Origin of the sequence: Luteimonas sp. MC1825, assembly GCF_014764385.1 — a bacterium.
Lineage (GTDB): Bacteria > Pseudomonadota > Gammaproteobacteria > Xanthomonadales > Xanthomonadaceae > Luteimonas.
This window is the reverse complement of sequence record NZ_CP061714.1, coordinates 1,187,280-1,202,006: the sequence shown is the minus strand read 5'-3', so window position 1 is coordinate 1,202,006 and position 14,727 is coordinate 1,187,280. Positions and strand designations below refer to the sequence as shown.

Sequence of the window (14,727 nt, the reverse complement as noted above, 5' to 3'; positions counted from 1 at the left end):
CTAGCTCCGCTGGCCTTCGAGCCAAGCCTGGAATGCGAGCACTGACCAGAGCGCATGTCCCGCCTGCTGGGCACCGCGGAGATGTGCGTGCCACGTCCGGGTTATTGGTGCCGGGTCGAAGTACCCCTCGCGCCGCAGGCGGTCAGCCGAAAGCAGATCCCCCGCCCATTCGCGCAGCGGCCCCCGCAACCAATCATCCAGTGGCACCCCGAAGCCCATCTTGGGCCGGTCCAGCAGCGGTGCCGGCACGTAGCGATCCAGCACCCGTCGCAATGGCCACTTCCCCTTGCCACCGCCCAGCTTCATGTCCAGCGGTATCCGCCACGCAAACTCGACGACGTCACGGTCGAGGAAAGGCGCGCGGGTTTCCAGCGAGACCGCCATTGCCGCCCGGTCCACCTTCGTCAGGATGTCGTCGGGTAGATACGTGAGCGCGTCAACGGCCATCATGCGCGCCGCAGGATCTTCCAGCGCCGGCCACGCGCTTCGGTCATCAAGCAAGTTAGGAACCGTCTTTGCACCGATCACAACGCCTGGCTCATGCGCCCATTCCGACACCAATGCCGCATACAGATCATCGATGGAGTTGATACCGGCGATGCGCTGGCCGAGCTTGTGCATCTTCACGCCTGGCAACGAAATCCCGCGTTTGGCAAACGCGCCCTCAAACCTATCCCATGTCGAAACCGGCACCCCTCGCATCACGCGACCCATGACACGCCGCACGGGACCGGGGATGCGTGCGAGTCGGCGCCCGAGATTCGGGCCAAAGATGTAGCGGTTGTAGCCTCCAAAAAACTCATCGCCACCATCGCCGGACAGTGCCACGGTCACCTGGCTCCGCGCCAACGACATCACCAGCATTGTGGGTAGCTGCGACGAATCCGCAAAAGGCTCGTCGTAGACCTCTGCCAGCCTGGGCACCAGCGCGAGTGCATCATCCCCGGCCAGCCTGAGCTCAGTGTGCTCGGTGCCCAGATGTCGCGCGATCGCCGCGGCATGATGCGCCTCGTCGTAGTCGGCTTGTTCGAACCCCACGGTGAACGTCTTGACCGGCCTGAAGCTGTTGGCCTGCATCAATGCAGTCACCAAGGTCGAGTCGATGCCACCGGAGAGCAATGACCCGATCGGCACGTCAGCAAGCATCTGCCGACGAACCGCCGTGCCCAGGAGTTCGTGTAGCTCGTTGATCACGCCATCGCCATCCAGCGGCGTGGGTGAAGCGACACCTATTTCAGCCACTTCTGCCAAGGACCAATAGGGCACCGGCGCGGCATCGCGCTCGGAGCGTGACACGCGCAGTGCGGTACCCGGAGGGAGCTTGCGAACGCCTTGGTGGATCGAATAGGGCGCCGGTACGCAATTACCGCGCAGCAGCAGCGCCAGCGCGTCCCGGTCCACGCCAGACTGGAACGCGGGGTGGGCACGGAGGGCCTTGAGTTCGGACCCGAACAGGAACGTGCCTCCCTGCCATCCGTAGTACAAAGGCTTCTCGCCGAGCCGGTCGCGAGCCAGGTGGAGCACACGGTTCTCACGATCCCAGAGCGCAAACGCGAACATCCCTACACAGCGCCTGAGCGTCTCCTCCAGCCCCCAGGCCTCGATGGCAGCGAGCAAAGTCTCCGTGTCCGAGTGACCGCGCCAGGCGGGCTGGGCATACCGTGCCTCAAGCACGCTCCGGAGGGCCAGGTGGTTGTACATCTCGCCGTTGTAGACGAGAGCCCAGCGGCCGCTCGCCGAGTGCATCGGCTGGTGACCTGCAGCTGAGAGATCAATGATCGAAAGGCGCCTGTGTCCCAGCGCGATTCCGGCGTCCGCATCTACCCACAGGCCCGCATCGTCGGGCCCCCTGTGAGTCAACGCATCCGCCATCGCGCTCGCATGGGCGCGCAGTTCCGTTGCCTCGACGCCTGAGCCAAGCGAGCCCGCCAATCCGCACATTCAGGCTACCTGGTCCATCAAGAGGTTCTGCATCATTTCCACAAGTCGGGGACCCTGTACCTGAAGGCAATAGCGCTCCTCGACCATCGCCCTGCCCGCAGCGCCCATGCGCACCCGTAGGGCGGGATCATCGACAAGCGTGGTGAGGCGTGCAGTCCACTCTTCCATGCCAGAAGCGAGGTAGCCATTGACACCGTCAATGACAAGGGACGTGTTGATTCCCACCGGTGATGCGACGACGGGCAGGCCGCTGGCCATGTACTGCACCAGCTTGTAACCGCATTTACCGCGTTCCCAGGGGGCGTCGGGGAGCGGCATGATACCAATATCGATCTGTTGCAGTTGCCGCGCCTCCGACTCTTCGCTCCATTTCGCGGCTCGAAAGGGCGTGCCTTCCACTTGGTCCGGGTTGGCCCCAATGGCGACAAACTCCAAGTCCCGGCCACGCTGCAGCTCGCGCAATGCGGGCGCCACGGCCTTCAGGTAGCCCGCGGTGGAAGGCGAGCCGATCCAGCCGATCACGACTGGCGCTCCCGGACGGGACGCTCCATTGAGCGGATACCGCTCGAGATCGACAACGGTAGGCACCACTTCGACCCGAACCGCGCCGCTGGCGCGCGCATGTTGCGCAAGATATGCGTTCCCGGCTATCACCAGATCGACGCGCGCCATCAGATCACCGATTTTCGGTCCCAATGATCCGCGCACCCATGCAGAGGCATGGGCGTCGTAACGATGGAAGACAGCGTCATCGCAATCAAGGATCAGCTTGGCACGGCGCGGCAGGAGCACTTGTTCCAGCACAGTGGGCAGCCACGGCATCAACTCCTTCTCGAACCAGACGATGTCGTAAGCACGCGCGCGAGACAGGGTCCGGATCCGCTTCAGGTAGTAGCCAAAAACCTGCGCGCGTGAGATGGCGCCCGAATAGAGGGCGCGGATGTAATCGTCATCAAAAAGCGGCACCACGTCGACATCAAAGCCCGCTGCGCGGATCTGCGGCAGGTATTGGAACGTCCTCAATCGGCTGCTGGCGCCGAGCTCGGCATAGCGTGGCAGCGCTAAAACACGCGGGCGCGCACAAACCCCCGCCCCTCCGGAACTTCCGTCCAATATCCCTTGCCCCTGTCTCCCGTCGCTTGGTCATTGCAATGTGCAATGAAGCGGCGCGATTCCATCCAGCGCATATGCGCACCAGAATTATCGGAGATAAATGAACATTTGTCACACTTTATGTGGACTGGCATCACCCTGAATGGGTGATTTTTCAGGGTCAATTGCTGCCTCTGGAGAGCGCAGATATGGCAGCGCCGAACACCGGAAGGTTCCTGGAGAGGGAATATCCATCAACCACGCGCGCCCGACCGTGGGCACCCAATCGCTCGCGCAGCTGGTTGTCATCACGCAGCAGGCGGAGCGCGTCGATCCAGGCAGCCTCGTTATCGGCGAGCACCCCACAATCGGCGGTCACGACGTCGCGGTTCGCACCAACGGGAGACGCAACAACGGGCACGCCGCAGGCCATGTACTGGATCAGCTTGAAAGCGCACTTGCCGCGGGACCAAGCGGTGTCCGGCAGCGGCATGACGCCGACGTCGAAGCCGTTGATCAGGTCGACTTCGGTGTCCTCACTCCACGGCAGCTCGACAATCTCGATTCCGTCGATCCGCGGCGCCTTGCCGCCAATCACCACCAGCCGCACGACACCTTCCCGGCCAAGGGTCTCCAACGGGCCGACGAGCGCCTGCAGGTAGGGTGCCGTGGAAGGGGATCCGATCCATCCAACCGTAAACCCCGGCGCTCGCATGACATCGCGGCGCTGATACCTGTCGGTGTCCACCACCGTCGGCAACAGAGTCGTGGCCGGATTGAGCTGCCCGGCGTACTCGGCAAGCACCCGGCTGCCAGCCGTAACGCGGGTGGCAGCTGCGACCAGTCCGTCGAACTTCCTCCCAAGGCCGGGCATCAGGCTGCGCGCACCACTGCGGTACTTCAAATAGAAGGCGTCGTCAAAATCGCAGACATAGGGAATCTTGATGAGTGACTGTTCAAGAGCTCCCGGCATGAACGGAAACAGCTCGCAATAGACAACGGCACCGTCATAGTCGCGCTGCCGCAACAACTGACGTAGCCGTGAGAGCCCCGATGCGACCATCGAACCGAGGGGCAAGCGCTCACCGGCAAAGCGTCGCCGGAGGTAACGGTCGTCGAGCAAGCCATGGACGTCGAGTTCGATGCCATGATCGCGCAACCCAGGTACGTACTGCTGCAGCCGATATCGGGTACTGGCAGCGAGCGGTCCATACAACGACAGTCCCAACACCCTCATTTGTCCCTGCCCTCCAACCTTGCATAGATGTCTTGGTAGGCGGCGACTCCCGCTTCCAGCGAGAAATGTCGGCGTGCAGCCTCGACACAGCGTTCTTGAATCCCCGGCAATACGCTTATGCGCAGGATCTCTTCAAGGCCGACCCGAATCGAATCGGGATCGAAGCCGGTTACAGCGACGCCCACCTGCTCCCCCTCAAGCAAGTCAGCCATGTCACCAACCCCTCGGTTGGCCAGACATGGAATGCCGCAGCCGAGGAACTCGCCCAGCTTGGTGGGTGCCGACGCCTGCTTGGAAAACAGCGGTTTGATGAAGAACACGCCGGCGTCCATGCGTGCCATCTGACCCGGCACCTCCTGGTGTGATGCGGAGCGAAGCTCGTAGGTATCGCGCGGTATGCCAGCTGCATCCATCTGGGAGCGAATGGCGGCATGTTCGTTCCGATTGATGATCAGGATCCGACCTTCCGGCCGCAGCGCCAGAAACTGCCTGAAGCACTCAACCACGGCGTCGAACTGGTACCAGGTCCCAGCTGAGCCCACATACCCAAGTACGAAGCGGTGCGGATCACGACGACCAGTCTGCGGGCGGAACCGGTCCAGATCCGCGCAGGTGGGGATCACCGTCACCGGCGGCATCACTTCGGCGAGGTACTCGAACTTCGCCATTTCCCCTACCGCAGCTTGGGTGAGCGAAACCACGTGGTCGGCCTCCAGCAGGAAGCGGCGCTCGAACCATTTGGCAACACGGAACATGCGCCCGCTCCGCGGCCACAGCTCTCCATCCACACGCTCGTCTGCCCAGAACCCGCGCATGTCGAAGAGGAAATCCACGCCGACCAACTTCTGGAGCAGGAGTGCCATCACTGCGGGCACGTAACTGCGTGCATGGACGATGTCGATCCGGTGACGGACGACCAGCCATAGCCCCGAAACCGTACCCATCCCGATGTCCCACGCCGTGGCCAAGGCTGACGGCCGCTTATGGTAACGGCGCGGATGCCAATGAATGCCGGCTGCCTTCATCCGACGCAACACGTTCTCGCGCTGGCTGACATCAACCCAGTCCTCGGGCTTCTCGAAGCTAAGCAGGTGGATTTCCCGAGTAGTGGCAAGGCGCTCCAGGTAGGTCAGCACCTGCGACTGTCCCAATGGCTCGAGCATGCCGTCGTATGAAATGTAGAGCACCGCATCAGTCACGCTTGCCTCCACGCTGGCAACAGCAGATCAAGATAAAGATCCGCGGCCCGGTCAATCGAAAATTCACGCGCACGCCGATGCAGGGCCTCGCGATCAGGCGTTTCCGCAAGCGCATCCAACATGGCCTCGGCGAGAGCGTCAGCATTCCCCACCGGAACCAATCGGCCATATCGACCACCGTCCAGGATCTCGGCGGGACCCGAAGGACAGTCGGTGCTCACGACCGGCGTGCCGGCATCCAGAGCCTCCACGATGACGTTGCCGAACCCCTCCCCCATCGACGACAGCACGTGCAGGTCGGCGTGGGCAAAGTACGGCGCGGTGTCGGGTACAAACCCAGGCATGCTGACGTATCTCGCGATAGGCAACGTTGCCAGCAGGGCCTCCAGCGAAGGGCGCGCGCGCCCTTCGCCAAGGATCAACAGACGTGCATCGACCGATTCCCTGACCTTCACCAGCGCACGAAACAACAGCGGATAGTCCTTGATGTCCTTGAGCGTGCCCACCGCCAGTATCCGGCGATGGTCGCCGGTGCACCAAGAGACTGGAGTGCCCGGGGGTTCGTGGAGCGTGGCGGCATTGGAGTCCACGATCGGGTTGTAGATCGTCGTGATGCGCCGGGCTTCGAAACGCGACACTTTCGCGAGATCGACGGCAGCACCTCGAGAGACACAGACTACGGCCGCTGCATGCGGAAACGCCCACCACATGGTGGTGCGTAACAGGCGACGCGTAAGAGGACGCTGCTGAAGCGTCTTGTCACCGATCTTGGCCACGGCCCAGTTGATGTGCTCCGCCACCACCACCCGGACAGGCACCCGCGCAGCCATGCGCGCCGCGACGGCGATCACCGTCAACGGCCACATACAGGCCAACAGTGCATCAGGCTTCCGCTGTTGCAGATAGCGTCGCAATGGGGCAAACAGATGGCGCATGCGCTTGACGCCAAGGTCCACCACGCGGACACGGGAATCAAGCAGGGCTTGCAGCTCACCGCCAGCCACGAGCAACACCACGTCTACTGCAAAGCCGCGCGTCACAAACGCGTTTGCCAGGTTGACCACGACACGCTCTGCGCCACCGCCGCGCATGTTGGGCAGCAGGATGGCGACGGACTGCTGACGAGTCATCGCGGTTGGCCCCGAACACGGATGACGCGGGCTGGCACTCCCACCGCCACGGCGTTAGCCGGGATATCCCCACGCACAAGCGAATGCGCCCCAACTACCGCGCCAGGCCCAATCCGAGAGCCCCGCAGTACGCTGCTCTTGGCGCCAAGCCAGACTCCATCCGCAATGGCTATGGGATTGCACTGAAATCCCGTTTCAGAAATCGGACCTAAGAGGTCAATTCGATGGTCATGGTCGCGGATAGTGACGTGCTCGGCGATGAGCGTCGACGTACCGATCGTGATCAGCTTTTTGGCAACAACCGTGCAACCAGGACCAATGAAGACACGCTCTCCGATGGCGAGTCGTCCGCCCTGCACCACCACAAGGGAATTCGCCCCCAAATGAACGTGCTTCTGAAGCTTCAGAGTTCCGCCATCCGTCGCCCGGATGACAACCCCCCGGCCAATCCTTGTAGACCAAGGAATCTCTGCCCCGGGATTCAAGGCTTTCGCGTACGCCACCCTCAGCATCACAAGCACGTGTCGCACAACACGCAAATACGTCGTCGCGGACTTCCGGTGCAGTATGGTCAGAAGGCCGTTATTCATCACCACCGCGCCTCGCGTTCATTAACGAAAATACCGAGGAATCGAGGGCGAGGAGTCGGCGGGCGTCCCACCACATCAGAATATTCCCAAGCACCATCGCGAGCGCGGTAGCCGCTGCAGCACCGATCGCCCCATGAAAATGCACCAACGGAACCATCACGATAATCAGAGTGGCAACGGAGATCCCGAATGCGCGGCTCACCTTGCGCTCGTACCCGCTCATATTCAGGACGACGACTGCCGGCCCGAGCATCGAGTAGACGATACCCCCAGCGCACAGAATCAGAAGCGGGGCTGTCGATGCTCCGAACTCATCGCCGAACACGCGCGCCATAAGCGCGCCGCCCGCAATGATGAAAGGCAGCGCCAACAGAATCGAACCTGCTGTCATGCCAAGCGCCAACCAGCCGAGCAAGCGCTGCAGGCGTGCCGCGTCACCTTGCGCATGCAGCCTGGCAATCAGCGGCGAGCCGATCATCGTGAACAGACTTACTGGTAACGAGATGGCAATGGAGACAGAAACCGCTACGCGGAAAACGCCCACTGCCGCGGCCGGCGCCATCGCTCCCATAACCAGGGTCGCGAGGTTGCCCTGCAGGCTGCGCATACCTTCTGTCAATGCCATGGGCATTGCGCTCGCCCACCAGCGCCTCGAGTCGGAAATTGGCGCGGCGTGATGAACCGCGGTAGGCAGAAGCCTCTTGTACATTGCCACGACCACCACGAACGCGACTGCAGCCGACAGTGTGCCCAGTAGCATCGCCAGCGCCGGAGAGAGCCGCAGTGCGAAAAGATGCGCAATCAGGAGGAGGAGCGAGAACACTGCCGGCCGCACGACCGAATCCGGAAGCTGGCCCTTCACGATGTGCTGCAGCCCGAGGACCGCCGCGCCCTTCTGTCTTCCAAGTACTGCAAGTGGCACCATGGAAAGGCCCGCCAGCAGTGTCAGTGTCAACGGCATTTCAAACGCGCGATCCGTAGCGATGATCCACCCGAGGACGGCAACGGAAATCACAGCGGAAGACAGCCACGCCGCGCGCGACGCCCAGCGCGTCACGCCATGCATCCGGCCCCAATCCTCGTTCACCTGGGCGGCGCCAACTTCGCGGATGAGCAACTGCGGCATACCGAACTCCGCGGGCACCATGAGTACCGTCAGCACCGACATCGCGACGCCGTAGATCCCGTAGCCCTCTGCACCCAAGCCGCGGGCCAGCTGCACGCCGACCAGGAAGCCGAGGCCCATGCCGGCCATGCGCAGCCCCGCGCTGCCGAGCACGGCATTGATGATCGTCCGCCCCAGCCCGGGGCGTGCCAAGCGTGCCAAGAGGTTCAATACATCCCCTTGAGGCCGGTGCATACGTCGAATGCGATATCGGTGGGCAGGTCCTTCACCAGCGGGATATAAGTGAAAGACTCCGTCTTTCGCGCCGCACGCCCGACCCGGCTTGCAGCCGCGACCACACTTCCCTCCGGCGACACGAAGCGGATCACGTCAATCCCATACTCGCGCCCCATCCGTCTGGCGAGCTGCATGAAGTTGCCCGGGTCTTCGACCTCGCAGCCACCCGCCAGCAGGACCTTGAGGGAACCGAGTCGAAACAAGCGGCGCTCTTCAATTCGCCCCCAAAGCAGATTGCCGCCATCCCGCGCCGAGACGAGTCCCGGGTGCTCATGCTGCTTCCAAGCAAGTATCGGCGCCTGTTCGAAGGTGACCAGACCTGGCAACGACTGCTGCCCATGGCAGCGTGCCAGATCCCACTGCCAGTCGATCATGCTTCGTGGCAGCCGCAGCGCCACGTAGGTACGGCGCATCGCGAGCACATTTACCGCGGAAATGCTCTTGAAGACGGGCATAGCGATACTGTTTGGGAAACCGAAAATGAACTTTCCGTCGATTCGCGCAAGATCACGCATGGCCTTGCGGTAGATCAATCCCAACCATGGACCGCCTTGTCGATCGGGACGCACCATAATCCAGCAGGACTGGTAGGCCTTGGTGGCGACGCCCGCCATCCTGATGTCATGCGCGATGAAGAGGATACTTGCTAAGAGCTTGCCATCCTCTTCGACCCCATAGCAGGCGGTGAGGGGGCTGCTCTTCGTCCAGTTGCTGTGCAGCCGCTCCTGCATCCGATGGAAGCCGACGCTTGCCCCCAGCGACAACAACGCCGACCAGTCATTGTCGTTATCCGCCTGCAACCGCTTGGTCGCGATGCTCATTGCCTCGTCGCCTTGAAGTCCAGCACGACATTCCGGTTTGGCCCGCCGTCTCCCTCGTCAACCCTGTGCCAGGTGACGTCTCCACCGAAGACTTCTTCCGCCACCTTCCGCAGCTGCGCCTCGTAACCGTCCAACACCTCCATGAGGATGAGTGGCCGATCGCGCAGCGCGACTGCTCGCATGCCGCGAAGTACGTGCTCCTCGAGCCCCTCGACATCAATCTTCACCAGATCGACGCCATGAATACGTTCTCTCGCGCAAAAATCATCAATGGTGACTACGGGAACCGAGCAGGTCGGGACATCACCGAGGTGCTCCCGGCTGAACTCGGCGGAAAGGCTTGCACTGGTAGGAGCCGCGCCGCCCGGGTCGTGCAACTCGGCAACGCCCGATTGGTCCGAGACTGCGACGGCCCAGGCCTGCAGCGGAAATCCCGGGTTCAGCGCGAAGTTGCGAGACAGGATGCCGTGGACCCGCGCCAGCGGCTCGAACGCGTGTATCGCCCCGGCACCCGCGGCGGCAGCAGCCAGTGAAAAAACGCCCGAGTTCGCCCCGACGTCCAGAACAGTCCGCGCGTTTCGTGCGGCCTCCATCCAGATCGCCATGCTCTTTGGCTCATGGGCGTCAATCCCACGCCAATACAAGCCATTCTCAATTTTCCTGCCTTCGGAAACGATCCGGAAACTAGCCCCACCTGTCACGGCCGTTGTCACAGTTCCGCGGAAAGGCGCATGCCGGTAAACCCTCTCGGCAATGTCGAAGCCGATGCGCTTGAGCAGGCTCAGCACAGCCACCAAAGGTGTCAAGACAAGAGGATGGTCGCGTAGCGCTCGAAGAAACTGTTTCATATGGAGACTTCCGGGTTCTTACCACATGCGTCTGGTAGCAGCAGGCTCAAGTACGCTTCCGCTGCCCGTTCAACACTGAAATGCTTGGCGCGCGCTTGGAGTGCGGCGCGATCTTGTGGATAGCTGAGGGATCCCAGCATCGCTTCGGCAAGACGTTCAGCGTCGCCGACGGGCACGAGCGGCCCGTAACGCCCATCCATCAGGATCTCTCTGGGACCAGACGGGCAATCAGTGCTGACGACTGGGGTTCCTTGCGCCATCGCCTCGACCAGCACGTTGCCAAACCCCTCCGCCGTCGAGGACAGGACATGCAAATCCGCTGCCTTATAAAAAGTTTCGGTGGTAACCGTGAACCCCGGCATGGTGACGTCATCACCAAGGCCGAGTTCGGCAACAAGCCGCTGGAGCGGCTGGCGCTCTTCTCCTTCGCCCAGGATCAACAACTTGGCATCGGTGCTGCGGAGCAAGATGCGGAAGGCGCGGAGCAGCGTCGGGTAATCCTTTACCGCCTTCAAGCTCCCGACAGCGAGAATCCGGTGGTGGTCACCGGTACTCCAACATGGAGCTACGCCAACTCCCGATACCTGACGGGACTCGGCGCCACCCACGATTGGATTGTGGATCGTCGTTATGCGATTTCGTGGATACCAGCCAACTCTGGCGAGTACATCACTGGCGCCATCGGAAACCGCCACGACCCCGTTGGCCAAGCGGAAGCCGAGCGCCATCGTGCACTTCATCGCGATCCGCCTGGCCGGACCGCCTCGCTCCCGAGAGGACGACCAGTCGGTGTGCTCCACGACAACCAGACGCGGTCCATATCCAGACAATCGGCAAGCCGCAGCCGAGATAACGGTGATGGGCCACATGCTCGCCAATAGCGCAGATGGCCTTACCTTACGCAGGTAGCGAAGTAGCGGCACGAATAGGCCCCGCAGCCTGACAACGCCAAGATCAACTATGCAAACCCTGGAATCCAGCAACGGCAGCAACTCGCCCACTGCCCGAAGGAGCACCAGGTCGACGCGATGACCTTGTGCAGCAAACTCATTGGCAAGATTGATACCGACACGCTCCGCTCCGCCGCCTCGCAGGTCTGGGAGCACGATGGCGATAAGACGCTCACTGAGTGGGTCTCGCGCACCCTTACCGACACCATTCTGGCCCCGCTCGAACGGACAAGATTCGTCCATCATGGAGACGCACGAAGCGAGATTGCGCCCTGATCAGCGAGGACTTTTCGCAGCCCTTGCTCAAGCTGGGGCAGAATAAAAGCACTGCCGCGGCTGTTTATATGGCCATGATCCCAGTAGAAGGGCAGATTGGCTTGATCCGCGTACTGGCATACGCCCGATCTGCAAAACCACTCTGATGGATCTATAAACTGGAATGCTCCCGACCCTACAAGACCTCGCACCGCAGCGTGCGACGCTTCACTTTTAGCCCTCCAAGCCTCCCGCGTTAGAGAACCGAGGGCAACATCCCATCGGTTGGCATCAAGCATTCTGGTGGGAATGCTCCACTCATAACTCGGCACTTGTCCAATGAAAACTATCCTTTCAACTGCTGTTTGTTCGCCAAGGTCATACGTCAACTCGACAAGGCCGCGCTTCAGGGAATCTTCCGACGTATCGCTACCTGCCACCCGCAGCTTGTATCCCTGATCCTCTGCTGCGTAGGCGTTCCAGGCTGCGGCAAGCACCAAGTGCTCCAATCGATGCGAATCAGTCAACAGTCGCATTACGTCGCGGTTGAACTGTTGACAGCGCCAATTCTCGCGCCCCTTCCACGAAACTACTGCTTGGGGCAGCGGAGGACAGCCACTCTCAGCGACGAACAACGCGGCGACACCTAGATTCTTGAGCGCGGTATCCAAGGCGGGCAGCATCGCGTGCGCATAGGAGTCTCCCCAGACAAGTAGAGTGGGTACGCCGGCAGCACCTATCTTGCATGCGGACACAGCTTCGACTCGTGGCCTGTAGTCAATACATTCAGTGCGGAAAGCCTGTCGCGCGCGCGCGCGATCGAGGGTGACGACCTGTGGATCAAACCGCCTCTCGAAACCACCATTGGACAACGTCACGCCACTCGCAACCGCCAATGCAGCACCCGCACCCAGTGTAGATAGCCACAACACACGACCGCTCGTACGGCCTCGATTCCGGAACGGCGTTTCCACGAACTTCCAGCTCAAGAAGGCCATGACAAACGCCAAGCCGCCAAGAACCAGTCTGCTGACGAGGCCGAGATCCTGGCCAACGGCATGTTTGGCCAAGACCAGGATCGGCCAATGCCAAAGATACAAGGAGTACGAAATCAGCCCGACCAGCACCAGCAGTCGCGTCGCGAGAATCCGCCTAACCACGGAATCTCCAGACATACCTGTCCAGATCAACAGCGCCGTGCCGAGACACGGCAGCGCAGCTGACGGTCCCGGAAACAGCGTCTCTTCATTGAAAGCAACCGCAGGAACGACGACCAGCAGGAGGCCAGCCGCTGCAATCCACTGCCGATGAAACTTGCTGGTCACTGCAGGGGGCCGTCGAACGGCCAAAAGCCCCCCCAGCGATAACTCCCAAGCGCGGAAGGGCGAAAAATAGAAAACTTCTGGCGTTCGTGTTGAGACAAAGAAGGCGGCAGCAATAAATGTAACCACGGTCACGCCAGCAGTGAAGCTGAAAACGTGACGCGGCGCCCACCGATATACCAAGAACAACGCCAAAGGCAGAGCAATGTAGAACTGTTCTTCGACGGCTAACGACCAAGTGTGCAGCAAGGGCGCCATCTCGGACGCGGAGCCAAAGTATCCGCCTTGCGACCAGAACCAGAAGTTCGACACCGACAGCAGAGACGCAATCAGACTTTTTGCGAAACGCTCCAGATCGGATGGCAGCAGTACAAACAGCGCACCAATGCTGGAGATGATTAACACTACGAAGAGCGCAGGCAGTATCCGACGCGCGCGCCGCTCATAGAACTCAAGGAAGGAAAACTCTCCCTTCTCCATCTGGCGGGTGATTATTCCGGTAATGAGGAATCCGGATATGACAAAAAATACGTCTACCCCAACATATCCACCCGGCACGCCAAACCCGTAATGAAACAGCAACACCATGAGGACGGCAACGGCTCGCAAACCGTCTATGTCATCTCGGTGCTTCTGGGGTGAAGCTACCGCACCCATTACAACCGCCCGTCAACCGCCTCACGAGGCAGCACATACTTCACGTCATACAAAACTGCACCCGGCTTGCCATGCGCGCGTATCCCGGCCGCACCCAGCTTCCGGAACTCCTCATGCCCCACCGCCACGATGATCGCGTCGTACTCGCCTGCGCCCGGCTTGCACAGTGACAACCCGTACTCGTGCTTGGCCTCGGCCGCATCCACCCAAGGGTCACACACCTCCACGCGCGCGTTGTAGCCCTGCAGCGCGCCAATGATGTCCACCACCCGCGTATTCCGCAGGTCCGGGCAGTTCTCCTTGAACGCCAGCCCCAGGATCAGGATCCGTGCGCGCACCGGGTTGATGCCGTTGCGCACCATCAGCCGGATTACTTCACCCGCCACGTACGCGCCCATGCCGTCGTTGGTGCGACGCCCGGCCAGGATCACGTCCGGGTGGTGCCCCACTTCCTGCGCCTTGTGCGTCAGGTAGTAAGGATCCACGCTGATGCAGTGCCCGCCCACCAGGCCCGGGCGGAACGGCAGGAAGTTCCACTTGGTGCCCGCGGCTTCCAGCACTTCCAGCGTGTCGATGCCCAACTTGTTGAAGAGGATCGCCAGGTCGTTGACCAGGGCGATGTTGAGGTCGCGCTGGGTGTTCTCGATCACCTTGGCGGCCTCGGCCACCTTGATGCTGCTGGCCTTGTGGGTGCCGGCGGTGATGATGCTGGCGTACAGCGCGTCCACGAAGTTCGCGGCCGCCGGCGTAGAGCCGGAGGTCACCTTCATGATGGTGGTGACGCGGTGCTGCTTGTCGCCGGGGTTGATGCGCTCCGGGCTGTAGCCGCAGAAGAAGTCGACGTTGAACGTCAGGCCGCTCACCTGCTCCAGGATCGGCACGCACACTTCTTCGGTGCAGCCGGGATACACGGTGGACTCGTACACCACGGTGTCGCCGGGCTGCAGCACCTTGCCCAGCGACTCGCTGGCCTTGCGCAGCGGGGTGAGGTCCGGGCGGCGGGCGCTGTCGATGGGCGTGGGCACGGTGACCACGTACACGTTGCAGTCGCGGATGCCTTCCAGGTCGCTGGTGAAGCCCAGCTGCGTGGCGCTGCCCAGGAGCTCCGGCTCCACCTCGAGCGTGCTGTCCTTGCCGGCGCGCAGCTCGGCCACGCGCGCGGCGTTGATGTCGAAACCCACGGTGGCGTACTGCTTGCCGAACTCGACGGCAAGCGGCAGGCCCACGTAGCCGAGGCCTACCACCGCGATGCGTGTCGCGTCCGGCGCCGGAAACTGGTTCAT

Annotated in this window: 11 protein-coding genes; all 11 read right to left on the bottom strand. The window is 61.8% G+C overall.

Going from position 1 to position 14,727, the window contains the following annotated elements; translation table 11 throughout:
• The 11 genes from asnB to tviB all read right to left on the bottom strand — a co-directional run bounded on the left by asnB (position 1) and on the right by tviB (position 14,727).
• Entirely contained in the window at positions 1-1,941 is a 1,941-nt protein-coding gene (gene asnB / locus IDM46_RS05545) for an asparagine synthase (glutamine-hydrolyzing) (RefSeq protein ID WP_185115058.1), read from the bottom strand.
• Positions 1,942-2,964, bottom strand: a complete 1,023-nt coding sequence (locus IDM46_RS05540; protein ID WP_221441778.1) for a glycosyltransferase family 4 protein — start codon at positions 2,962-2,964, stop codon at positions 1,942-1,944. It lies immediately after the preceding gene.
• Between the two features lie 250 nt (positions 2,965-3,214).
• Positions 3,215-4,264, bottom strand: coding sequence for a glycosyltransferase family 4 protein (locus tag IDM46_RS05535; protein ID WP_223878036.1), 1,050 nt, complete (start codon positions 4,262-4,264; stop codon positions 3,215-3,217).
• Between the two features lie 2 nt (positions 4,265-4,266).
• Positions 4,267-5,469: a glycosyltransferase gene (locus IDM46_RS05530; protein WP_185115055.1), complete on the bottom strand. Its 1,203-nt coding sequence runs from the start codon at positions 5,467-5,469 to the stop codon at positions 4,267-4,269.
• The gene (locus IDM46_RS05525; protein ID WP_185115054.1) at positions 5,466-6,599 is read right to left on the bottom strand and encodes a glycosyltransferase; all 1,134 of its coding nucleotides are present in this window, start codon (positions 6,597-6,599) and stop codon (positions 5,466-5,468) included. The genes IDM46_RS05530 and IDM46_RS05525 overlap by 4 nt, the downstream gene beginning before the upstream one ends.
• Before the next feature lie 582 nt (positions 6,600-7,181).
• Complete coding sequence (locus IDM46_RS05515; protein WP_185115052.1) at positions 7,182-8,525, bottom strand: oligosaccharide flippase family protein; 1,344 nt, start codon at positions 8,523-8,525, stop codon at positions 7,182-7,184.
• Positions 8,522-9,412: a GNAT family N-acetyltransferase gene (locus IDM46_RS05510; protein WP_185115051.1), complete on the bottom strand. Its 891-nt coding sequence runs from the start codon at positions 9,410-9,412 to the stop codon at positions 8,522-8,524. Before IDM46_RS05510 ends, IDM46_RS05515 begins: the two co-directional genes overlap by 4 nt.
• The gene (locus IDM46_RS05505) at positions 9,409-10,260 is read right to left on the bottom strand and encodes an FkbM family methyltransferase (RefSeq protein WP_185115050.1); all 852 of its coding nucleotides are present in this window, start codon (positions 10,258-10,260) and stop codon (positions 9,409-9,411) included. Before IDM46_RS05505 ends, IDM46_RS05510 begins: the two co-directional genes overlap by 4 nt.
• Positions 10,257-11,453 (bottom strand): glycosyltransferase, encoded by a 1,197-nt coding sequence (locus IDM46_RS05500; protein WP_223878056.1) that lies wholly within the window; start codon positions 11,451-11,453, stop codon positions 10,257-10,259. Before IDM46_RS05500 ends, IDM46_RS05505 begins: the two co-directional genes overlap by 4 nt.
• A complete protein-coding gene (locus IDM46_RS05495) occupies positions 11,453-13,444 on the bottom strand; it encodes an acyltransferase family protein (protein ID WP_191073341.1) in 1,992 nt (663 codons plus the stop codon). Before IDM46_RS05495 ends, IDM46_RS05500 begins: the two co-directional genes overlap by 1 nt.
• Positions 13,444-14,727 (bottom strand): Vi polysaccharide biosynthesis UDP-N-acetylglucosamine C-6 dehydrogenase TviB, encoded by a 1,284-nt coding sequence (gene tviB / locus IDM46_RS05490; protein WP_185115047.1) that lies wholly within the window; start codon positions 14,725-14,727, stop codon positions 13,444-13,446. The genes IDM46_RS05495 and tviB overlap by 1 nt, the downstream gene beginning before the upstream one ends.

Bases quoted from the DNA above. Each gene is read 5' to 3' on its own strand.
- tviB (WP_185115047.1), bottom strand. From the start codon at position 14,727: ATGAACCAGTTTCCGGCGCCGGACGCGACACGCATCGCGGTGGTAGGC.
- IDM46_RS05500 (WP_223878056.1), bottom strand. From the start codon at position 11,453: ATGGACGAATCTTGTCCGTTCGAGCGGGGCCAGAATGGTGTCGGTAAG.
- IDM46_RS05495 (WP_191073341.1), bottom strand. From the start codon at position 13,444: ATGGGTGCGGTAGCTTCACCCCAGAAGCACCGAGATGACATAGACGGT.
- IDM46_RS05525 (WP_185115054.1), bottom strand. From the start codon at position 6,599: ATGACTCGTCAGCAGTCCGTCGCCATCCTGCTGCCCAACATGCGCGGC.
- IDM46_RS05505 (WP_185115050.1), bottom strand. From the start codon at position 10,260: ATGAAACAGTTTCTTCGAGCGCTACGCGACCATCCTCTTGTCTTGACA.
- IDM46_RS05510 (WP_185115051.1), bottom strand. From the start codon at position 9,412: ATGAGCATCGCGACCAAGCGGTTGCAGGCGGATAACGACAATGACTGG.
- asnB (WP_185115058.1), bottom strand. From the start codon at position 1,941: ATGTGCGGATTGGCGGGCTCGCTTGGCTCAGGCGTCGAGGCAACGGAA.